Below are 22,068 nucleotides of genomic sequence, written 5' to 3'. Positions count from 1 at the left end.
GCTTACTGCGCCGCGCGCTCCATGGCGACCAGGTGGTCGGTGATGCGCAGGATGTCTTCCAGCGACTTGCCGCCGATCACGCGGTACTTGCCGTTGACGATGATCGTCGGCGTCGCATTGACGCCGCTGCGGACGGCGAACTGGCGGGCGCGGCCGAGGTTGGCGTTGACCGCGAAGCTCTGCATCGTGCTGGTGAAGCGCTGCTGGTCGATGCCCAGCGTGCCGTAGAACGCGGCGATCGCGGCGGCGTCAGCGTTCGGGCGCAGCTTCTTCTCGAGGTGGATCGCGTTGAACGTGGCGTCGTGGGTGCGCGCGAGCGTGCCCATCGTCTCGGACGCGAAGAAGGCGCGCGGGAAGGCGTCGTTCTCGTCGAACACGGCCGGCAGCGCGACGAAGTTCACGTCGCCCGGCAGGCGCGCCTTCCACGCGTTGACCAACGGTTCGAACGCGGCGCAGTGACCGCACCAGTAGGCGAACACCTCGGCCACTTCGATCTCGCCCGAGGCGTTGGCGAACGGCTGGCCGCCTTGGATCTCGACGTAATCGGTACCGGCGACCGGGGCCGCGCCCTGCGGCGCGACGACGGGATTGCTGTTGGCGGCGGGCGCCTCGGCCTGCGGATCGGTCGGCGCGGCAGCATCGCCGACCGGCGCGGCATCGGCAGCAGGCGCCGCGGGTGCGGTCTGTGCCGGCGTCGTGGCCGTCGCGTCCGGCGCGGCGGCAGGATCGGGCTGCTGGCTGCAGGCCATGAGCAGGACGGGCGCGAGCATCAGGAGCAGGGTGTGGCGGATCTTCATGGTGTCTCTCTCGAAGGAATTCGTTCGATGGGCGGTGCGTGTCAGCGCTGGGCGCGTTCGCGTGCGATCAACTGGTCGGCGACCACCAGCAGATCCTCCAGCCGCCGTCCCATCACCCGGTAACGGCCGTTGATGATGAGCGTGGGCGTGCCCTCCACGCCACTGCGCACCGCGAACGCCCGCGCGGCGTTCAGCTTTTCGTCGGTCGCCGGACTCGCCATCGCTGCCGCGAAACGGGCCTGCGAGCGCGCGCCCTGGGTGACGTAGAACGCCGCGATCGCATCGATGCTCGCACCGCTGCGCGGCAGGACCGATGTTTCGTGGACGGCCGAGAACACCGCGTGATGGCTGCGCGCATCGATGCGCTGGGACTGGGCGACGAAGAAGCCGCGGGCGAAGTTGTCACCGGCCGAGAACGCCGCCGGCAGATAGGTGAAGCGCACGTCGCGCGGCGCCTTCGCGCGCCAGGCATCGACCTGCTTCTGGAAATGGAAGCAGTGCACGCAGCCGTAGGAGAAGATCTCGACGACCTCGATCTTGCCGTCGAGCGGCTGCCAGGGCTGGCCGTCGGGGATCAGGGCGTAGTCGAGGCCTTCGACCGGGGCGGCGGTCTGCGCGGCCGCCGGCAGCCAGGCGGATGCGGCGAGCACGGCGATCGCGAACAGGTGGCGCCAGGCGCGGGGCGGGGACGGCATCGTCGGGTCACTCCGGAATGCGGACGCCGTGCAGGCGTCAGCCCGCGCGCGCGGAGCGCGGGGGCCGCCATCGGCACGGCGAAGAAAAGGGATGTGCGGGTTCAAATCGACAGGGTGCCGGAGGCCGGCACCGGGCCGTGCATCACGGCGTTTCGGGCGCCGGTGCGGCCGCGGCGGGCTCTGCGCCAGGCGCCGGCTCCGCGGCTTCGAGCGCTTCGTCGGCGGTCGCGTCGGTCGCCGGGACGGCCTGTTCTTCGGCGGGCACCGCCGGCGCCGGCATCGACGCGGCCTGGGCTTCGATCGCGGCCAGCATCGCCGGGTCGGGGCGTGCATGCAGACCCTGCATGTAGCTCGACACCGCTTCGATCTCTTCGTCGGTCAGCGACTTGGCGACGGCGGCCATGACGTTGAACAGATGCTTGTCGTCTTCGCTGGTCTGGCCTTCGCGATAGGCGTAGAGACGACCCGAGCTGTACCAGGCTTGCTGGCCACCGACGTGCGGATACGCCGGGCCGGGATTGCCGCTGCCCGCCGGGCCGTGGCAGGCCATGCAGGCCGGAATGCCGCGCTCGGTGTCGCCGCTGCGGAACAGCTTCTGGCCCACCTCGAAGAACTTCATGCCCTTGTAGGGACCGGCCTCGACCACCGCGTCGTCGGCGATGCCGGCGCCGCTGGTCTGCTGGGCGAAGTGCGCGCCGAGATCGCGCATGTCCTGCGCGCTGAGCGGCATCGCGAAGGGCTGCATGATCGCGTTGACGCGCTCGCCGCTCTTGAACAGCGCGAGCTGGCGGGCCATGTAGCGCTCGCTCTGGCCGGCGATGCGCGGGTAGAGGCTGGGGTCGGCGTCGGCGTTGCCGTCGAGGCCGTGGCACGCGGCGCAGGCGCCGGCGAGCTGGGCACCCTTCTGTGGATCCCCATGCGTGGTCTTGGTGAGTTCCGCGACGGCGTTGTCGTCCAGGTCACGTGTTTCCACTGCCGGCGCGTCCGGCAACGGCTGCACGGTGGACTGCGCGAACGCGACGGCGCCCACGGCAATGACTACAAGACCGGCGATACCAATGGCGCGAGCGTGGCGCATTGCTGGGCTCCGAGATCTTTCAACGCCGGTCCGACAGGTGCCGGCCGCGAGTCTCCGGATTATGTTGGCCCGCACCGGGCGGGTCAAACCGCGCGGGCAAGCCGGCGCCGGTCGTGCCAAGCTATTGCGATGTCCAATCCCTTCGCACGCGCCAAATATCTGTTGGCCGCCCACACTCCGCAGCAGCTTCCGGCCGACGGCGGGTACGAGGTCGCGTTCGCCGGCCGCTCCAACGCCGGCAAGTCCAGCGCGCTCAATGCGCTGTGCCAGCAGAACGCGCTCGCGCGCGTGTCCAAGACCCCGGGCCGCACCCAGCAGCTGGTGTTCTTCGATTTCCCGCCGTACGACAACCGCTTCCTCGTCGATCTGCCCGGTTACGGCTACGCCAAGGTGCCGCGGGATCTGAAGGCCCACTGGCAGGCGTTCCTGGCCCAGTACTTCCGCGAGCGCGAGGCGCTCAAGGGCCTGGTCGTGGTGATGGACATCCGTCATCCGCTCAAGGACTACGACCGCCAGATGATCGCGTTCGCGGTCGAGCACGGCATGCCGGCGCATGCGCTGCTGACCAAGGCCGACAAGCTCGGTCGCGGCGCGGCCGGCAACACGCTGCAGGCGGTGCGAAAGGAACTGCTGGCGCTGCACGGCGACAAGGTCAGCGTGCAGGTGTTCTCCGGCGAGACCAACATCGGCATCGACGAGGCGCGTGGGGTGATCGCGCGCTGGATGGAGATCGGTCCGCGCACGCCCGTGCGCGCGTCCTGACGTCGAGCGCAGTGCACGGCCCGCAGTGCGGGCCGGCGACCGGCCCCCCATCGCGCATCACTGGAACGCTGGCGTCGCACCGGCGGCACGCCCGTTGCGCAGGTCCGCGCTTATAGTGCGCGCTCGCGATTCCGGGTCTGCCGGGCGCCCCCTTTTTCGCAGAGCGGTCCATCGCATGTCCAGCCCCAGTCACGTCGAAGACACCCCGATCACCGGCCGCGCGCAACTGGTCGAGGTGCTGGCGTCGGGCGAAAAGCCGATCGACCACTGGCGCATCGGCACCGAGCACGAGAAGTTCGGCTTCCGTCTGGACGACCTGCGCCCGCCGACCTTCGACGGCGCGCGCGGGATCGAAGCCCTGCTCACCGGCCTGACCCGCTTCGGCTGGGCGCCGGTGGACGAAGGCGGCCGCACGGTCGCCCTGCTCAAGGACGGCGCCTCGGTGACGCTGGAACCGGCCGGCCAGCTGGAACTCTCCGGCGCGCCGCTCGAACACATCCACCAGACCTGCAGCGAAGTCGAAAGCCATCTGCGCGAAGTGCGCGCGGTGGCCGACGGTCTGGGGCTCGGATTCCTCGGCATGGGCTTCCAGCCCAAGTGGTCGCGCGCCGACATGCCGTGGATGCCCAAGGGCCGCTACCGGATCATGCGCGACTACATGCCCAAGGTCGGCGATCTGGGCCTGGACATGATGACCCGCACCTGCACGGTGCAGGTCAACCTGGACTACGCGACCGAAGCCGACATGGTGAAGAAGTTCCGCGTGTCGCTGGCACTGCAGCCGGTGGCGACGGCGCTGTTCGCCGATTCGCCGTTCACCGAAGGCCGCCCCAACGGATTCCTGAGCTACCGCTCGCAGATCTGGACCGACACCGACGCCGACCGCACCGGCATGCTCGATTTCGTGTTCGAGGACGGCTTCGGCTACGAGCGCTACGTCGACTATCTGCTCGACGTGCCGATGTATTTCTCGTACCGCGACGGGACCTACCACGACGCCAGCGGCCAGAGCTTCCGCGACTTCATGCGCGGCGAACTGCCGGTGCTGCCCGGCCAGCTGCCGACGCTGCGCGACTGGAACGACCACATGACCACCGCGTTCCCCGAGGTGCGTCTGAAGAAGTTCCTCGAGATGCGCGGCGCCGACGGCGGCCCCTGGGGCCGGTTGTGCGCGCTGCCGGCGTTCTGGGTCGGCCTGCTGTACGACGATGCGTCCCTCGATGCGGCCTGGGATCTCGTGCGCGACTTCTCGATGGCCGAGCGCAACGCCCTGCGCGACGACGTGCCGAAGTTCGCGCTGAAGACGCCGTTCCGCGGCGGCACGCTGCGCGATCTTGCGGTCGAGGCCTTGAAGATTTCCGCTGCCGGTCTGCAGCGCCGCGCGCGGACCAATGCGCGCGGACAGGACGAGCGCGTGTTCCTCGAGACGTTGATCGAGATCGCCGAGTCGGGCGAGACGCCCGCCGAGCGCAAGCTCGCGCTGTATCACGGCCCCTGGCAGGGCGACATCGACCGCGTGTTCCGCGAGTTCGCGTACTGACGCACGCCTTGCACGACAGTCACGCGGGGCTTGTGTAACGTGGCTGGATGAACGCCCACGACGACCTGCCCCCACCGCTGCGCGAAGTCGGTTTCGCGAAGACCGACACCCTGCTCCGCGACGACGTGCGCCGCCTCGGCGCGATGGTCGGCGACATGCTGTCCGAGCAGGTGTCGCCTGCGTTGCTCGACCAGGTGGAAGCGGTCCGCCGCGCGGCGATCGCCCGTCGCGAAACCGGCGCGCCGGTCGACATGCTCGCCGACGGCCTGGCCGATGTGTCGCTCGACGATGCCGATGCACTGGTGCGCGCCTTCGCCGCGTATTTCGGCGCGATCAATCTTGCCGAGCGCGTGCATCGCATCCGTCGCCGTCGCGATTACCAGCGCACCGGCGATGCGCCGCAGCCCGGTGGGCTCGAAGCGGTACTGCACGAACTCAAGGACGCCGGCGTCGATCTGCCGCAGCTCGAAGCCACGCTCGCGCGCCTGCACATCGAACCGGTGTTCACCGCCCACCCGACCGAAGCGGTGCGCCGCGTGCTGCTGGAGAAGGAACGCACGATCGTCGAGCGCCTGATCGCCGACATCGACCGCGAACGCACGCCGACCGAACGCCGCGCCGACGATGCCCGCATCGTGCTGGCGCTGACCTCGGCCTGGCAGACCTCGGAATCGCCGGCGCGCAAGCCCACCGTCGCCGACGAGGTCGAGCACGTCGGCTATTACCTGTCGAACGTGCTCTACCGCGTGCTACCGGTGTTCTACGAGGCGCTCGGCGATGCGATCGAGTCCGTCTACGGCGCGCGCCCGTCGCTGCCGCAGGTGCTGCGCTTCGGTACCTGGGTCGGCGGCGACATGGACGGCAATCCGAACGTCAACGCCGACACCATGCGCGCCGCCCTCGGCGCGCAGCGCAGCCAGGCGCTGGCGCAGTACCGGCGTGATCTGCGCGGGCTCGGCAACGTGCTGACCCAGACGCTGGGCCGCGCGACGATCGACGAGGCGATCACCGCGCGCGTCGACGATTACCGGCGTCGCCTGCCCGACGCCGATGCCACGCTCAACCCGCGCCATGCCGACATGCCCTACCGGCGCCTGCTCGATCTGATGCAGCTGCGCCTGCGGCTGACCGATGCCGACCATCGCGCCGGCTACGCCGATGCCGATGCGTTTCTCGCCGATCTCGTGCTGATGGATGCAAGCCTGCGCACCAACCGCGGCGACCACGCCGGCCTGTTCGCGCTCGAACGCCTGCTGTGGCGTGCGCGTACGTTCGGCTTTCATCTCGCCGCGCTCGATCTGCGCCAGGACTCGGCCGTGCATGACGAGGTGCTCGGCCGCATCGACGACAGCGACTGGGCCGCGCTCGAGGTTGAGTCGCGCGTGACGCGTCTGCACGCGATGCTCGATGCGCCGCCGAAAGCCAACGGCGCACTGTCGAACGAGACCGTCGCCTCGACGCTCGGCGTGTTCGATGCGGTCACCGATCTGCGCCGCAGCCATGGCGCATCCGCGACCGGCCTGTACATCATCTCGATGGCGCGCAGCGCGGCCGATGCGCTCGCGGTGCTGGCGCTGGCGCGCATCGCCGGCTGCGTCGAGGACGACCAGGTGCCGCTCGACGTGTCGCCGCTGTTCGAAACCGTCGACGATCTGCAGGCCGCGCCGGCGGTGATGCGCGCGCTGTTCGACGATCCACGGTATCGCGCGCATCTGGCGTCGCGTGGCGAGCGCCAGACGGTGATGCTCGGCTATTCCGACAGCGCGAAGGACGGCGGCCTGCTGGCCTCGCGCTGGGCGCTGCAACGCACCCAGGTCGAACTGACCGCGCTCGCCCGCGAGGCCGGCGTGCGCATCGTGTTCTTCCACGGCCGCGGCGGCTCGGTGAGCCGCGGTGGCGGCAAGACCGGGCGTGCGATCAACGCCGCGCCGCGCGGCTCCGTCGACGGCAGCCTGCGCGTGACCGAGCAGGGCGAAGTGATCCATCGCAAGTACGGCATCCGCGCGCTGGCGCTGCGCAACCTCGAACAGTCCACCGCCGCCGTGCTGCAGGCGACGCTGCGTCCGCGTGCGCCCGATCCGCGCGAGGACACCTGGCGCGCGATGGCGACCGATCTGGCCGCCGTCTCGCGCGCGCACTACCGCGCGCTGGTGCACGAACGCGACGACTTCCCCGACTACTTCCGTGCGGCCACGCCGATCGACGTCATCGAACGCCTGCAGATCGGCTCGCGCCCGTCGCGCCGGCGCGATGGCGGCATCTCGAACCTGCGCGCGATTCCGTGGGTGTTCGCCTGGGCACAGAACCGGTCGGGCCTGACCGGCTGGTACGGCCTCGGCACCGCCCTGCAGCACGGCATCCAGACCTACGGCCAGCAGGCGATGACCGAGATGGCGCGCGACTGGCCCTTCTTCAGCGCCGCGCTCGACGACGTGGAAATGCTGCTGGCCAAGACCGACATCGCGATCTTCGAACGCTACTCGCGCCTCGCCGGCGACGCGCACGACGCATTCTTCCCCGGCATCCTCGACGAATGCCTGCGCACCCGCGATGCGATCCTGCTGCTCAAGGAACAGGACGTGCTGCTGGCCGACGACTACCGCCTGCAGCTGTCGATCCGCCTGCGCAATCCCTACGTCGATCCGATCAGCCTGCTGCAGGTCGAACTGCTGCGCCGCTGGCGCGCGACGGATCGCGAAGACGAGGCCCTGCTCAGCGCGCTGGTGTCGACCGTCAACGGCATCGCGGCGGGCATCCAGAACACGGGCTGACGTGCCGACGGGCGTCGTACACCTGTCGCGAAGCCCGGCGCACACTCCGCTTTCCGCAACGGGAGCATTCCGATGGCCGCAGACGACCTCGTCCTCCACACCAATCCCATGTCCCGCGGCCGCATCGCGCGCTGGATGCTCGAGGAAACCGGGCAGCCGTACCGCGTCGAGCTGGTCGGCTTCGATGGCGGCAACCGTTCGCCCGAATTCCTCGCGGTCAATCCGATGGGCAAGGTGCCGACGCTGGTGCACGGCGGTGTCGTGGTCACCGAGGCGGCGGCGATCTGCGCCTACCTCGCGGACGCGTTTCCGCAGGCCGATCTGCTGCCCGATCCCGTGCCCGCGTCGCGCGCGGCCTATTTCCGCTGGCTGTTCTTCGCCGCCGGTCCGGTCGAGGCCGCGGTCACGGCCAAGTCGCTCGGTCTGCTGGCGCCGCCCGAGCGTTCGATGATGGTCGGCTATGGCAGCTTCGAGCAGATGGTCGACGTGCTGGAGCAGGCGGTCGAATCCGCGGCGCCCTGGATCACCGGCGCGCGCTTCACCGCCGCCGATGTCTACGTCGGCAGCCAGATCGCCTGGGGCCTGCTGTTCAAATCGCTGCCGGCGCGCCCGGCCTTAGTCGCCTACGTCGAGCGGCTGCAGGCGCGGCCCGCATGGCAGCGCGCCAGTGCGCTCGACGACGCGGCGATGCCCAGGCGCGATTGAGTCCACGGCGGCGCCGAAACGCCGCTGTCACATAGTCCCGGTGCAATGCCCTCCGCCATGGATGGCACGGGTCCGCGCGACGGCTGTCGCCGCGTGCCCGTTTCTGCACTGTCGTCCCCCGGTCAGTCAGCTCTGCCGCCTCACGACCCGGGACCTGCCATGTGGATGTTCGCGTCTCCTCTCCAGCGGCTGCGCGCATGAGCGCCGTCGCCATCGCCACCGACGACGTCGTCGTATCCGCCGCCATGGCGGGGTTCTCGATGGTCTACCAGCCGATCGTGCGGCTGCAGGACCATCGCGTGATCGCGCACGAAGCGCTGATGCGGCCCGACGACGGCAGTTCGCCGCTGCAGCTGCTCGACCGCGCCCGCGCCGAAGACGCGCTCGGTGAGCTGGAGACACGAGCGGTGCGCAGCGCAGCCGCCGGTTACGACTTCGCCGGCGGCGGCCTGCTGCTGCTCAATCTCAGCGCGCACGCGATCCTCGGTGGCAGCACGCGGCCGCAGCAGGTGCTCGAGGCGCTGCAGGCCGGCGGACGCGATCTGCGCAACTACGTCGTCGAGATCACCGAGCGCGACATCGTCGAGGACTGCCAGCAGCTCGCGCATGCGATCGGCTATCTGCGCGCGGCCGGCGTGCGCATCGCGCTCGACGATTTCGGCAACGGGCATTCCAACTTCGAGCTGTGGCACGAGCTGTCGCCGGAGTTCGTCAAGATCGACCGCTTCCTCGTGCACGGCCTGGCCGACAGCGCAGGGCGGCTCAACATCCTCAAGGCGCTGGTGCAGGTGGCCGACGGGTTCGGCACCGAACTGATCGCCGAGGGCGTCGAGCGCATCGAGGATCTGCGCGTGCTGCGCGATCTCGGCATTCCCTTGGTGCAGGGGTATCTGCTGGGGCGGCCGTCGGCCGCGATCTCGCGCACGGTGTCCGATGCGGTGCGCGCGACCGCCGACGACAAGATCCAGGTCTGGCCGCGCGACGACCGGCCCAGCGCGTTCCGCCGCGTTCTCGCCGAGCACATGCTGATCGAGGCGCCGAGCATCCGCGATTCGGCGACCAACCACGATGCCGAAGTGCTGTTCCGGCAGAACCCGCAACTCAGCGCGATTCCGGTCGTCGATCGCGACGATCTGCCGGTCGGCCTGATCAACCGCCGCGCGTTCAACGAGCAGATGGCGATGCCGTTCGCGCGCGAACTGCTCGGCCGCAAACCCTGCACGACGCACATGAACGCATCGCCGGTGCTGTGCGACGTACGCCGCAGCGTCGACGAGATGTCGCAGATCCTGCTCGGCGAGGACCAGCGCTATCTCTACGACGGGTTCATCATTACGGACGACGGCCGTTATCGCGGCGTGGGCACGGGCGAGGCGCTGGTGCGACGCGTGACGGAGCTGCGCATCGACGCGGCGCGGTACGCCAATCCGCTGACCCAGCTGCCGGGCAACATCCCGATCACCGAGCACGTGCGACGGCTGGTCGAGACCGGGCAGGGCTTCGTCGCCTGCTACTGCGATCTCAACCACTTCAAGCCCTACAACGACCAGTACGGCTACTTCCTCGGCGACCGCATGATCCAGCTGGTCGCATCCACGCTGCTGCGACATGCCGATCCACGCTGGGATTTCGTCGGCCATGTCGGCGGCGACGATTTCGTCATGCTGATGCAGAGCGACGACTGGGCGCTGCGCTGCGGGCGCGTAGTCGGCGAGTTCAATGCCGCGGCGCTGGCGCTGTTCGATCCTGAGGACCGTGCGCGCGGCGTGCTCGAAGGCGAGGACCGCAGCGGGCGTTACACGACGTTCCCGTTGACCACGCTGACGATCGGCATCGTGCAGGTCGCCGCCGGCGAGCGCAGCGGCGCCGAGGACATCGCGTCCAGCGCGGCGCGCGCGAAACGCGAAGCCAAGCGCCGCGGCCTGTCGGTGCACGTGCTGGAACGCTGACGGTTCAGTGCAGACGTCGTATACTCCCCCAGAGTATCGAGACGACGCTGCCATGCCGCATTCGCCCGAAGAGAAGAAGCGTGTCCTGCTGCGCGTGCGTCGCATGCGCGGGCAGCTCGACGCGCTCGAGCGTGCGCTCGAAGCCGGCGCCGACTGCGGCCCCGTGCTGCAGCAGCTCGCCGCGCTGCGCGGTGCGGTCAACGGGCTGATGTCCGGCGTACTCGAAAGCCATCTGCGCGAGGAACTCGGCCAGCCGGCCGGCTCGCCCGAACACCGCCGCGCCAGCGTCGACGATGCCGTCGCCCTGGTACGGACCTATCTCAAGTAAGCCTCGTTTTCCGGGAGTCCATCATGAAGTCACGTGCCGCCGTTGCGTTCGCCGCGGGCGAACCCCTGAAGATCGTCGAGATCGACGTCGCGCCGCCGCAGGCCGGCGAAGTGCTGGTGAAGATCACCCATACCGGCGTCTGCCACACCGACGCGTTCACGCTGTCGGGCGACGATCCCGAAGGCCTGTTCCCGGCCGTGCTGGGCCATGAGGGCGCAGGCATCGTCGTCGAAGTGGGCGAAGGCGTGACCTCGGTGAAGCCGGGCGACCACGTGATCCCGCTCTACACCGCCGAATGCGGCGAGTGCCTGTTCTGCAAGAGCGGCAAGACCAATCTGTGCGTCGCCGTGCGCGCCACGCAGGGCAAGGGGGTGATGCCCGACGGCACCACGCGCTTCTCGTACAACGGCGAGCCGGTCTATCACTACATGGGCTGCTCGACCTTCAGCGAGTACACCGTGGTCGCCGAAGTTTCGCTGGCCAAGATCAACCCGGAGGCGAATCCCGAGCACGTCTGTTTGCTCGGGTGCGGCGTGACGACCGGCATCGGCGCGGTGCACAACACCGCCAAGGTGCAGGCAGGCGACAGCGTCGCCGTGTTCGGTCTGGGCGGCATCGGTCTGGCGGTGATCCAGGGCGCGCGCCAGGCCAAAGCCGGCCGCATCATCGCCGTCGACACCAACCCGTCGAAGTTCGAGCTGGCGAAGGAATTCGGCGCTACCGACTGCATCAACCCGAAGGATTTCGACAAGCCGATCCAGCAGGTCATCGTCGAGATGACGACCTGGGGCGTCGACCATTCCTTCGAGTGCATCGGCAACGTCAACGTGATGCGCGCCGCGCTCGAATGCGCGCACCGTGGCTGGGGCCAGTCGGTCATCATCGGCGTCGCCGGTTCGGGCCAGGAAATCTCCACACGCCCGTTCCAGCTGGTCACCGGCCGCAAATGGCTCGGCACCGCGTTCGGTGGCGTCAAGGGTCGGACCCAACTGCCGGGCATGGTCGAAGACGCGATGAGGGGCGACATCGAGCTCGCGCCCTTCGTCACCCATACCATGGGTCTCGACGCCATCAACGACGCCTTCGACCTGATGCACGAAGGCAAATCCATCCGCTCCGTGGTGCACTACTGATGACTGATTTCATGGACATGATCGCGCTCGAAGCGGCGATCGAACATCTCGACCTCGAACAGGAACAGCGCGATGCGATCGCGCAGCTGGACGACGGTGATCTCGAACAGATCGACCAGTCCATCCTGTCGGCGCTCGACAGCAGCTGGAAGAAGGCGGGCTTCATCGCCTCCGGCGTGATGATCGCCGCGCCCGACGAGCACGAGGAACTGCCGGAAGTGCTCTACACGATCCGCATCCGCGCGCTGGTGCAGGCCGGTCGTATCGAAGGCAAGGGCGATCCGCAGGTGCTCAAGACCTTCGAGATCCGTCTGCCGCAGGGCGGCCGCTGACGTGGCACTCGAGCGCGTCGAACACCGCGCCTGCTTCGGCGGCTGGCAGGACGTCTACGAGCACGCCTCGAAGACGCTCGGCTGCACGATGCGCTTCGCGGTCTATCTGCCGCCGCAGGCCGAGCACGCGAAGCTGCCGGTGCTGTACTGGCTGTCGGGCCTGACCTGCAACGAGCAGAACTTCATCACCAAGGCCGGCGCGCAGCGCTATGCGGCCGAGCACGGCGTGATCCTCGTCGCGCCCGACACCAGCCCGCGCGGCGACGACGTCGCCGATGCCGACGGCTACGACCTCGGCAAGGGCGCGGGCTTCTACGTCGATGCGACGCAGTCGCCCTGGGCAACGCGCTACCGGATGTACGACTACGTCGTGAAAGAACTGCCGGCGCTGGTCGAGGCCGAACTGCCGGCGAACGGCGCGCGTGCGATCAGCGGTCATTCGATGGGCGGCCACGGCGCGCTGGTGATCGCGCTGAAGAATCCGGGGCGCTATCGCAGCGTGTCGGCGTTCTCGCCGATCGTCGCGCCGAGCCAGGTGCCGTGGGGCGAGAAAGCCTTCGGTGCGTACCTCGGCGACGACCGCGCCGCGTGGCGCGCCTACGACGCGACGGCGCTCGTGGCACATGCGACCGAGCGCCTGCCGTTGCTGATCGATCAGGGCGATGCCGACGAGTTCCTCGATGGCCAGCTCAAGCCGCAGCTGCTGCAGGCCGCGTGCGAGGCCGCCGGTCATCCGATCGAACTGCGCCTGCAGCCGGGCTACGACCACAGCTACTACTTCATCCAGAGCTTCATCGGCGCGCACATCGCGCATCACGCCAAGGCGCTGCACGTCTGACGATGGCCACACTGCAGCTGCGCGAGGCGACGATCGACGATCTCGCGCTGCTGCGGCGCTGGGACGAGGCGCCGCAGGTCGTCGATGCCGATCCCAATGACGACTGGGCCTGGGAGACGGAACTGCTGCGCCGGCCCGACTGGCGCTCGCAGCTGATCGCCGAAGTCGACGGCCGTCCGATCGGCTTCATGGAAATCGCCGATCCCGTGCGCGCCGACGACGCCTACTGGGCCGACTGGCTGGCGGCGCATCCCGACCATCCCGCCCGGGTCTCGCGCGCGATCGACCTCTGGATCGGCGAGGCCGACGCACTGGGCCAGGGCCATGGCACCCGCATGCTCGAGGCGGCGCTGACGCGCGCCTTCTCGGTGCCCGATATCGCCGGCGTGCTGCTCGATCCACTCATGTCGAACGTGCGGGCGCGCGCGCTGTACGCGCGTCTGGGCTTCGTCGATCAGGGGCCGTGGCGGTTCGGCGAGGACGACTGCCGCGTGCTGTGGCTGTCGCGCGCCGACTGGTCGCAGCAGTGAGCGGACTGGCACCTGCGGCCACGTAGCGCATCACGCTGCGTGCTAGCGTCGCGCTACATGCGTTCCGGGGCGAAGACGATGTCGATACGAAGGATGTGGCTGCTGTGCTGGCTCTGCCTGCTGTGCGCACCGTTCGCGGCAGGCGCTGCGACCGCGGTGCCGTCCTGGGGCGCGCCGCAGTCGAGCGCGGTCGACACGCCGCCTGAAGCGCTGAAGCCCGGCGCGTGGATCTGGGCGGGCGACGATCCCGCACTCGGTCCGATGGTGATGGTCGTCAGCCTCGATGAGCAGCGCGGCTACGTCTATCGCAATGGCCTGCGGATCGCGGTGACCACGGTCAGCACCGGCAAGCCCGGGCACGCGACGCCGACCGGCGTGTTCACCATCCTGCAGAAGGATCGCGACCACCACTCGAACAAGTACAACAACGCCGCGATGCCTTACCAGGAGCGGCTGACCTGGGACGGCGTCGCGTTGCATGCCGGCGGCCTGCCGGGCTATCCGGAATCGCACGGCTGCGTGCATCTGCCGACCGAGTTCGCGCGTCGTCTGTTCGCTGCGACGACGCTGGGTATGACGGTGGTCATCGCCGAGGACGGACACGCATCGGCCGATGCCGTGCATCCCGGCCTGCTCGCGCCGGTCGATCCCGCGAGTGGTGCTTCGATCGCCGCCTTGCCGCTCGACGACGGTCAGCCCTGGCGCTGGACCGCCGATGACGCGACAACCGGTCCGCTGTCGCTGGTGCTCAGCCGCAGCGACCAGCGCCTGATCGCACTCGCCGACGGGCGCGAGGTCGGACGCGCACGGATCGTCGTGCCGGCGGCGGCCGCGCCGCGAGGCACCCATGTCTATGTCATGGGCGCCGGCACGCTGCCGGTGCATGTGGACGGCGTGCCCGATGGCCAGCTGCCGGCATGGCAGTCGATCGCGGTCCCGGGCCGCGAGGCCGATGCCGGCCAGACGCTCGATCCCACTCTGCTGGCCGGCGTGCAGGTACCACCGGGATTCGTCGAACGCGTGCTGCCGCGGTTGCGTCCCGGCACCGTGCTGGTGGCGACCGACGCCCACCTGTTGCCGGAAACCACCGGCCGTGGCCAGCGCGTGCTCGACGCGTTGCCGCCGGCGCGCTGATCGCCGATCGCCGATCGCCGTGGCTCAGTCGCGCAGACGGAAATCGGTATAGGCGAAGCGCGCGTCGCGCAGCACGGTCCCGCCCTGCACCAGCGGAAGGGGCGCCGCGAACATCGGGCCGTCGTAGACACAGGTGTGGAACTCGCCATGCTCGCCGCAGGGGTCGATCTGCGGCGGCAGCGCATCGAGCAGGGTGCCGTCGAAGACGTGGCCGGCGAAACGCGCGTCGAGTTGCGTGGTGTCGACGCAGCACAGGGCCGCGCACAGGCCCTGCTGCTGCATCGTGCGCGCGAGGGTCGATGTGTCACTGCCGAACAGCGGAAACAGCGCGTCCCAGTCCAGCTTCGCGCATTGCGCCTGCCGCCACGCGCGGATGTCGTCGAGGAACAGGTCGCCGAACGCGATCGTGCGCAGTGCAGGCCAGCGCGTACGCGCCGCGTGCAGCGCGCCGGCGAATGCGGCCTCGTAGATCGTGTTGTCCGCAGCCTGCGGGATCCGCGCCTCGATCACCGGCAGACCCGCGGCGCGCGCCTGTGCATGCAGCACGTCGACGCGGATGCCCTGCATCGAGATGCGCTCGAATCCTTCGGTGATCGTCGTGACCAGCCCCACGACTTCGACGTCATGGCGCTGTCGCAGGACGTGCAGCGTCCAGGCCGCGTCCTTGCCGCCGCTCCAGGACAGGAGCACCGGCGTGGGCATCGCGGCCACTTCAGCCGGCGCGGACGTCGCGCAGTTCCCAGGCGCTGCCGGCGAGCAGGCGCAGGCGGTGCTTGAGCACGGTGCTGGAAATCGAGGTGTTCACGACCAGATCGACGCCGAGATCGCGGTCTTCGCCGCTGACCTGCGCACCGGGATCGGTGATGCCCAGCGACGGATCGACCTCGTCCGGATCCGGCTGCTGGTCGCGCCAGCGGGCGAACAGCGTGTCGCCGCGCAGGGCGTCCTGCAGTTCGGCCGCGATGCCGGCGGCGCCCTGCGCACGGAAGGCGTGTTCGCCCGAGGCGCGGGCCTGCTCGGGTTCGGGCAGTCGGATCAGATAGCGGGTGCTCATGCGGCGTCCATTCGGTGAAACGGGAAGGCCGTCAGCCTAGCAACCGGGCGTGTTAGAAATCCGTCATGCGGGGCGCACGGCGCGACGATCGGCGCGTCGCGCGCGGCGCGATCCGCGCACGAGCGGGTCAGGCGAACGTATGCGGCGGTGCCGCGAAGCCCAGCGTCAGCGAGCCCGAGCCCACGTTGACCATGCCGGTCAGGCTCATCACCGTTTCAAAGCGCTCGACGTGATGTTCCTCGCACGCAGCCACGAGTGCGGCGTAGCCGGGCAGGGCGCGCATCTGGTCGAGCTCGCCGCCGTAGCTCAGGCACAACGTCGGGGTGAGCAGGCCGGCGCGCACGCGCTCGACGGCGAAGGCGAACAGTTTCTCGGCGGCGGGTTCGAACCCGCGCACCTTGCCGACCGGGCCGGTGTCACCACGGTGGCAGTGCAGGATCGGCTTGATGTCGAGCGCGCCGCCGATCAACGCGGCCAGCAGGCTCACGCTCTTGTCGCCGCGATGCTTGATGCGCGCACGCAGGTAGCCGAGATCGCGCGGCACCATGTAGGCGTAGCTGCGTTCGGCGAGGAATTCGAGACGGCTGCGGATCTCCGGCGCGCTGGCGCCGGCATCGCGCAGGCGCACGGCTTCGACCGGCAGGATGCCCTGGCCGGCGAACACCTGCTGCGAATCAACGATACGCAGCGCGAATGGCGTGGTGCGACCGGCCTGCGCGCGGATCGGCTTGTACTCGTTGAGGATCGCGAAGCTCGCGTGGGTCGCGTTGTCGTGGATCTGACTGCGATGGCGCGTGACCGTCAGGCAGAACACGTAGTCGTAATCGATGACCAGCTGTTCGAGGAACAGCGCCTTGATCTGATCGGCGGGAAACGCCGAGGTCTCGGCGGTGTGCCGGCCGGTGACGTGGCTTTCGATGAAGTCCAGCGTCGCGCGTTCGTCGCGCAGGTCCACGAAGGCGGACTGGCCGATCTTCACCGTCACCGGCAACAGATGGATGCCGTGGGCAGCCAGCCACTCCGGCGGCAGATCACAGGCCGAGTCGACGACGATTCCGATGCGCATGCGCCCTCCCCATTTCTTTCGCGTGGCCGGCGCCCGTCTGTGCCGACGGTTCGCGGGTCGGGCGCGCGTCGCACCCGCTGGCACTTTACGCGATCGGCGCCGTGGCCCGCATCTCAGCCGCGCGTGGCGCCGACGGGCAGCTGCGCGAGGCGCTGCATCTCCGGCGTGTCGAGCAGGGCGGGATCGGCGAGCGCCGCGAGGGCGAAGTCGTGCGCGTCCTCGCCCCAGAACAGTGCGTCACCGACGCGCAGCGTCGGCACGCCGAACACGCCGACGGCGATCGCCGCATCGGTATTCGCGCGCAGGCGTGACTTGACCGTGGGCGCTTCGACATCGGCAGGCGAGAGCTGCGCCGCGGCCAGCACCGGCGCCAGTGCTTCGACGCTGTCGCCGGGCTGTCCCCGCGCCCAGATGTGCGCGAACAGCGCGTCGATCACATCGGGGTCGGCATCGGCGGCGGTCGCGGCGCGCAGTGCCGCGATCGGGTTGAACGGATGCGCGGGCGGAAACACCAGCGCAATGCCGTCCCGTTGCGCGCGCCACGCGACGTGCTGATAGGTGAAGGTGCGCTTGGCCGGAATCTCCGCCGGCCCGCGATTGCCGATCGCCGACAGCACCGCCGCGAACAGGATCGGCACCGGGCGGATGTCGTGCGTCGCGAGCAGTGGTCTCAGCCGGCGCCACTGCAGATACGCGAAGGGTGAGACAACGTCGAAATACCAGATCGCATGCATCGCATGCTCCATCTTCGAATGCGCCGGTTCCAGTGCGTGGCGCTTACTCCACGCCCCCGCCGATTCCGATCGCCACCATGTAGATGATCAGCGGCAGCACCACGATGGCAACCACGGCGCCGAACAGGAACACGCGGCGGCGTTTGGTCATCGGCGGCTTGGGGGTCTTCTCGTTGGAACTCATGGTGGGGATCCGGGCAGGCGGGAGCGCTCGATCCTAGGCATCGGCATGTGACGCGCGTGACGTGCAGCCCGGCGGCGCCTGCGCGAGCCTGCCCGTCAGCTGCCCGCGCGTCGGCTCGCCGCCATCCGCTGGGCGCCGAGGAAGGCGCGCATCGAGGCCGGCTTGACCGGCTTGGTCAGCACGCGATAGCCGCGGATGCGTGCGGTCTGCTTGAGCGTGTCGCTGCCGTCGGCGGTCAGCAGCGCGCCGGGCACGTCGGGCGCGATGCCGCGCAGCGCGTCGAGCGTGTCGAGGCCGTCGAGCCGGTCGTGCAGGTGGTAGTCGACCAGCATCACGTCCGGCGATTCGTCCATGCAGGCGATCGCCTCGTCGATGGTCTTCGCGCACAGCGGCTCCACGCCCCAGCGCCGCAGCAATGCGCGCATGCCGGCGAGGATGTCGTCGTCATTGTCGACGCACAGCACGCGCAGGCCGTGCAGCGATTCGTCGTGCAGCGGCGCCGGCGCGGCGGTCGGCGGCAGCGTCGCCATGACGCTGCGCGGCACGGTGATCGAGAACATGCTGCCGCGGCCGACGCTGGAGCGCGCATCGAGCGTGTGGCCGAGCAGGCGCGAGATGCGCTGGCAGATCGACAGGCCCAGACCCAGACCGCGACCGTCCCAGTCGAAGTTCTGTTCGTAGCGATGGAACTCGTCGTAGATCTGGCTCATGTGGTGTTCGGGAATGCCCGGCCCCGTGTCCCAGACCTGCAGCGCGACCTGGTCGCCGCGACGCCGCGCCGACAGCACGATGCGCCCCGTGCGCGTGTAGCGCAGCGCATTGGCGAGGAAGTTCTGCAGCACGCGGCGCAGCAGCCGGCGATCGCTGCGCACCGCGATCGGCAGTGCGTGCAGGCGGATGTCGAGCTTGCGGGCCTTGGCCATCGGCGCGTACTGGCCGGCGAGCTGGCGCAGCAGTTCGGACACGTCGAGATCGGTGATCTCTGGCTTCAGCGCACCGGCATCGAGGCGCGAGACGTCGAGCAGACCGTCGAGCAGTTCCTCGGCCGCGCGCAGCGAGGTGTCAACGCGTTCGGCGAGATGCTTCTGCTCGGCGCCGTCCTGGGTTTCGCGCAGCGCCGAGGTGAACAGCCGCGCGGCATTGAGCGGCTGCAACACGTCGTGGCTGACCGCGGTGAGGAAGCGCGAGCGCGACTCTTGCGCGGCTTCCGCCTCGCGCGTGCGGTCGGCGACGCGCTGTTCCAGCGTCTCGTTGATGTCGCGCAGTTCGCGTTCCACGCGCTTGTAGTCGGTGACGTCGCTGTAGCTGGTCGCGTAACCGCCACCCGGTAACGGCTGGCCGCGCAGTTCGATGACCTGGCCGTTGCCGAGCACGCGCTCGGACACGTGCGGCGAACCGGCGCGCATGTAGGCGATGCGCTTGTCGATCTCGGTGTCGATGTCGATGACATCGCGCGGCCCGAGCTCGCCGCGCTCGGCGTTGTAGCGGATCAGGTCCGCGACCGGACGGCCGACGTAGAGCATGTTGTCGGGATAGCCGAACAGGCGCTGGTAGCTGCGGTTCCACGCGACCAGCCGCATCGTGCGGTCGACCACGCTGACCCCGTGATCGATGTTCTCCAGCGTCGACGACAGGACTTCGCGGTTGAAGCGCAGTTCCTGGCCGGCCTCGTCGAGCATCGCGACGACCTCGTCGACCTCCATGCCCGAGCCCTTCAGCGCGCTGGTCATCAGCAGGCGTGCCGACGATGCACCAACGGCTGCCGCAAGCTGGCGTTCGGTGAACTGCAGCCAGGTGCGATCGGCCGGCGCATTGAGCGCGAGCGGCTTGCCCTGCACCTGCGCGTGTTCGTCGAAGGCCGCGCGCGCGGTGCGTTCGCCGACGATGCGGCCGGTCAGCGTCAGCAGGTCGGGAATGCCGACGTTGCCGCTCCAGTCCTCGGACGCGAACGTGCGGCGCTCGGCATACGGATCGAGGAAGGGCGCTGCGCGCAGGCGCTCGTCGAGCGTCGGCCGCCAGCGCGCCGACACCAGCAGCAGCGCGCCGACGTTGAGCAGCAGCGACCAGAACGTGCCGTGGGTCAGCGGATCCCAGCCGGCGAGTCCGAACAGTGCATGCGGTCGCAGCCAGTCGATGCCGAACGGACCGGTCGTCAGCCACTGCGGATCGAGCCAGCCCGACTGCGTGAGCGTCGGCAGCAGCAGCGTGTAGGTCCACACCCCGAAGCCGATCAGCAGGCCCACTTCCACACCACGCCGGCTCGCGCCGCGCCAGTACAGACCGCCGATCAGCGCCGGCGCGAACTGCGCGACGGCCGCGAACGCCATCAGGCCGAATGCCGCCAGCGTGGTCTCGGTGCCGCTGGCGCGGTAATAGCCGTAGGCGAGCGCGGCGAGCAGGACGATCGCGACGCGGCGGATCCACAGCACCGTGCGCGCGACGTTGCCGCCGTGGCGTTCGGCATAGCCGCGGCGCAGCAGCAGCGGCATCACCAGGTCGTTGCTGACCATCGTCGCCAGCGCGACCGAGGACACGATCACCATGCCGGTCGCCGCCGAGAAGCCGCCGATGTAGGCGAACAGCGCCAGCGAATCGGCATTCATCGCCATCGGCAGCGCGAGCACGAAGCTGTCCGGCGCCACCGGCCCGTCGCGACCGAACAACGCGACGCCGGCGCTGGCGATCGGCAGCACCATCAGGCAGATGATCACCAGATACCCGCCGAACAGCCAGCGCGCGCGGCGGATGTCGCGCACGTCGCCGCATTCGACGATCGCCACATGGAACTGGCGCGGCAGACAGATCAGCGCCGCGAACGCGAGCAGACACTGCGCGACGAAACTGCTGGGCGGCGCGTTCTCGACCAGTGCGTGCGTCGCCTCGACGAGCTTCAGGTCATTGCTGTCGAACCACGCGATCGCGAACACGCCCACCGCGACCAGCGCGACCAGCTTGACCAGCGATTCCAGCGCGACCGCCAGCATCATGCCGGGCCGATGCTCGGTGGCATCGACCTGGCGCGTACCGAACAGGATCGCGAACAGCGCCATCAATGCGGCGACGTAGAACGCCGGATCGCCGAACGGCGTGACCGGATCGTCCGGCCCGCCGAGCACGCCCAGGCTGATCGCCACCGCCTTGTACTGCAACGCCAGATACGGCACCGCGGCCACCAGCGCGATCAGCGCGACCATCGCCGCCAGCCGCTGCGAGCGGCCGTAGCGCGACGCGATGAAGTCGGCGATCGAGACCGTGTTCTGCGACTGCGCGATCAGCGCCAGCCGCTCGAGGATGCGCCAGCCGAACAGCAGCAACAGCAGCGGCCCGAGATAGATCGGCAGATACCCCAACCCCTGCCGCGCCGCCGTGCCCACCGCGCCGTAGAACGTCCACGACGAGCAGTACACCGCCATGCCGAGGCTGTAGACCGCGGTGCGCAGCCACGGCCGATCCGGGGACAACGGACGCCGGTCGCCATACCAGGCCACGCCGAACAGCAGCGCGGCATAGCCCAGCGACACCAGCAGCAGTACCCAGCCCGGCAGCATGCCCGTCCTCTCGATCCGAAGCGGCCGAGTGTACGGGGCGAGGGGTGGGGCGTGGGCCGGAGGTCTTTCCGCTGACGTCATCCCGGCGCTGCCGTCGGTCGCGCTCTTGCCTTTGTCTCTCTCTCTCTCTGTCTTTGCTTTCTGCCTCTGCCTCTGCCTCTGCTTGTGCTTGTGCCTTGGTGTTTTCTTTACCGCCGTCATTCCCGCGAACGCGGGAATCCATTCTGCTTCTGTGTTGTTTTGGATCCGACTCCGACTCCGACTCTGACTCCGGCTTTGGACTCGGCTTTGGCTTTGGCTTTCAGCCTTTGACTCGAATCGAGCCGTAAAGCGAGCCGAGCACCGGAGCCTGGCGTGGCCGAAGAGCAGCCCGTGTCTGAGCGCAGCGAGTTTGGGCTGCGTGCCGCGTCAGGCGAGGCGCGGAGGGGACCGACGCGGCTCCATCGCGTCGGCTCGCGTCCGGCGAAGGGACCTTTTGGTTCCTTTTGGGTCCATCCAAAAGGGACTCGCACGCGAAGCGGGCGAAAGCCCTGCACTTGCTGTTCGCTTCGAGCCTTCAGCTTTGCCTTGCTTAGATCGTTGGACTGGGCGTCGATAAACCCGATCGCCCAAGAGGCGAAGATCAAGGACAGGGCTTCCGCGCTGTCGCGCGGCTTACTTTTGTCTTGGCAAAAGTAAGCAAAACCGTCTTCGCCGGACGCGATCCGCCGCGATACAGCCGCGGCGGTCCCCTGCGCTTCTCGAGCGACGGGGCACGCGGCCCAAACTCGCTGCGCTCAGACATGGGCTGCTCTTCGACCCCGTCGCCCTGCGATGCTCGGCTCGCTCTACGGCTCGCTTCAAGTCAACGACTGAAAGCCAAAGCCAAAGCCAAAGCCAAAGAAAAAGCC

The 22,068-nt window shown here is 69.1% G+C and carries 20 protein-coding genes; 11 read left to right on the top strand and 9 right to left on the bottom strand.

The window, feature by feature from the left end; all coding sequences use genetic code 11:
- Positions 1 to 2: 2 nt before the first annotated feature.
- From AC3A5T_RS01345 to AC3A5T_RS01335, 3 genes are all read right to left on the bottom strand, one after another.
- Positions 3 to 797, bottom strand: a complete 795-nt coding sequence (locus AC3A5T_RS01345; protein WP_332079065.1) for a thiol:disulfide interchange protein DsbA/DsbL — start codon at positions 795 to 797, stop codon at positions 3 to 5.
- Positions 798 to 838: 41 nt separating this feature from the next.
- The gene (locus AC3A5T_RS01340; protein ID WP_487627015.1) at positions 839 to 1,492 is read right to left on the bottom strand and encodes a thiol:disulfide interchange protein DsbA/DsbL; all 654 of its coding nucleotides are present in this window, start codon (positions 1,490 to 1,492) and stop codon (positions 839 to 841) included.
- A 142-nt stretch (positions 1,493 to 1,634) separates the two neighbouring features.
- Positions 1,635 to 2,570, bottom strand: a complete 936-nt coding sequence (locus tag AC3A5T_RS01335; RefSeq protein WP_487627014.1) for a c-type cytochrome — start codon at positions 2,568 to 2,570, stop codon at positions 1,635 to 1,637.
- 129 nt (positions 2,571 to 2,699) lie between these two features.
- Here AC3A5T_RS01335 and yihA point away from each other — a divergent pair, with 129 nt between their 5' ends.
- The 11 genes from yihA (at position 2,700) to AC3A5T_RS01280 (ending at position 14,592) form a co-directional block, all read left to right on the top strand.
- Positions 2,700 to 3,332 (top strand): ribosome biogenesis GTP-binding protein YihA/YsxC, encoded by a 633-nt coding sequence (gene yihA / locus AC3A5T_RS01330; RefSeq protein WP_332079067.1) that lies wholly within the window; start codon positions 2,700 to 2,702, stop codon positions 3,330 to 3,332.
- Positions 3,333 to 3,507: 175 nt separating this feature from the next.
- Positions 3,508 to 4,872 (top strand): glutamate--cysteine ligase, encoded by a 1,365-nt coding sequence (locus AC3A5T_RS01325; protein WP_487627013.1) that lies wholly within the window; start codon positions 3,508 to 3,510, stop codon positions 4,870 to 4,872.
- 47 nt (positions 4,873 to 4,919) lie between these two features.
- On the top strand, positions 4,920 to 7,643 hold the full coding sequence (gene ppc, locus AC3A5T_RS01320) for a phosphoenolpyruvate carboxylase (RefSeq protein ID WP_487627012.1): 2,724 nt from the start codon (positions 4,920 to 4,922) through the stop codon (positions 7,641 to 7,643).
- Between the two features lie 72 nt (positions 7,644 to 7,715).
- A complete protein-coding gene (locus AC3A5T_RS01315; protein WP_487627011.1) occupies positions 7,716 to 8,348 on the top strand; it encodes a glutathione S-transferase family protein in 633 nt (210 codons plus the stop codon).
- A 197-nt stretch (positions 8,349 to 8,545) separates the two neighbouring features.
- Positions 8,546 to 10,297 carry a GGDEF domain-containing protein gene (locus AC3A5T_RS01310; protein WP_487627010.1) on the top strand — a complete coding sequence of 584 codons (1,752 nt, stop codon included), beginning with the start codon at positions 8,546 to 8,548 and terminating at the stop codon, positions 10,295 to 10,297.
- Positions 10,298 to 10,349: 52 nt separating this feature from the next.
- On the top strand, positions 10,350 to 10,625 hold the full coding sequence (frmR, locus tag AC3A5T_RS01305) for a formaldehyde-responsive transcriptional repressor FrmR (RefSeq protein ID WP_487627009.1): 276 nt from the start codon (positions 10,350 to 10,352) through the stop codon (positions 10,623 to 10,625).
- Between the two features lie 23 nt (positions 10,626 to 10,648).
- Entirely contained in the window at positions 10,649 to 11,758 is a 1,110-nt protein-coding gene (locus tag AC3A5T_RS01300) for an S-(hydroxymethyl)glutathione dehydrogenase/class III alcohol dehydrogenase (protein ID WP_487627008.1), read from the top strand.
- Complete coding sequence (locus AC3A5T_RS01295; protein WP_487627007.1) at positions 11,758 to 12,090, top strand: DUF3658 domain-containing protein; 333 nt, start codon at positions 11,758 to 11,760, stop codon at positions 12,088 to 12,090. Before AC3A5T_RS01300 ends, AC3A5T_RS01295 begins: the two co-directional genes overlap by 1 nt.
- Position 12,091: 1 nt before the next feature.
- Positions 12,092 to 12,928, top strand: a complete 837-nt coding sequence (gene fghA, locus AC3A5T_RS01290) for an S-formylglutathione hydrolase (protein ID WP_487627006.1) — start codon at positions 12,092 to 12,094, stop codon at positions 12,926 to 12,928.
- 2 nt (positions 12,929 to 12,930) lie between these two features.
- On the top strand, positions 12,931 to 13,458 hold the full coding sequence (locus AC3A5T_RS01285) for a GNAT family N-acetyltransferase (RefSeq protein WP_487627005.1): 528 nt from the start codon (positions 12,931 to 12,933) through the stop codon (positions 13,456 to 13,458).
- A 78-nt stretch (positions 13,459 to 13,536) separates the two neighbouring features.
- Complete coding sequence (locus tag AC3A5T_RS01280) at positions 13,537 to 14,592, top strand: L,D-transpeptidase (RefSeq protein WP_487627004.1); 1,056 nt, start codon at positions 13,537 to 13,539, stop codon at positions 14,590 to 14,592.
- Between the two features lie 24 nt (positions 14,593 to 14,616).
- On the opposite strand, the gene AC3A5T_RS01275 is transcribed toward AC3A5T_RS01280, so the two are convergent.
- The 6 genes from AC3A5T_RS01275 to AC3A5T_RS01250 form a co-directional block, all read right to left on the bottom strand.
- The gene (locus AC3A5T_RS01275; RefSeq protein ID WP_487627003.1) at positions 14,617 to 15,282 is read right to left on the bottom strand and encodes a Dph6-related ATP pyrophosphatase; all 666 of its coding nucleotides are present in this window, start codon (positions 15,280 to 15,282) and stop codon (positions 14,617 to 14,619) included.
- 22 nt (positions 15,283 to 15,304) lie between these two features.
- A complete protein-coding gene (locus AC3A5T_RS01270) occupies positions 15,305 to 15,646 on the bottom strand; it encodes a hypothetical protein (RefSeq protein WP_332079080.1) in 342 nt (113 codons plus the stop codon).
- 127 nt (positions 15,647 to 15,773) lie between these two features.
- Positions 15,774 to 16,712, bottom strand: coding sequence for a DegV family protein (locus AC3A5T_RS01265; RefSeq protein ID WP_487627002.1), 939 nt, complete (start codon positions 16,710 to 16,712; stop codon positions 15,774 to 15,776).
- A 113-nt stretch (positions 16,713 to 16,825) separates the two neighbouring features.
- The gene (locus tag AC3A5T_RS01260) at positions 16,826 to 17,446 is read right to left on the bottom strand and encodes a DsbA family protein (RefSeq protein WP_487627001.1); all 621 of its coding nucleotides are present in this window, start codon (positions 17,444 to 17,446) and stop codon (positions 16,826 to 16,828) included.
- Between the two features lie 43 nt (positions 17,447 to 17,489).
- Complete coding sequence (locus tag AC3A5T_RS01255; RefSeq protein WP_332079083.1) at positions 17,490 to 17,630, bottom strand: hypothetical protein; 141 nt, start codon at positions 17,628 to 17,630, stop codon at positions 17,490 to 17,492.
- 95 nt (positions 17,631 to 17,725) lie between these two features.
- The gene (locus AC3A5T_RS01250) at positions 17,726 to 21,178 is read right to left on the bottom strand and encodes a hybrid sensor histidine kinase/response regulator (protein ID WP_332079084.1); all 3,453 of its coding nucleotides are present in this window, start codon (positions 21,176 to 21,178) and stop codon (positions 17,726 to 17,728) included.
- Positions 21,179 to 22,068: the final 890 nt, after the last annotated feature.

It is taken from the genome of Luteimonas sp. Soil_C_16 (assembly GCF_057657295.1).
The sequence above is the reverse complement of the archived record's forward strand: the minus strand, read 5'-3'. Positions and strand labels throughout refer to the sequence as shown.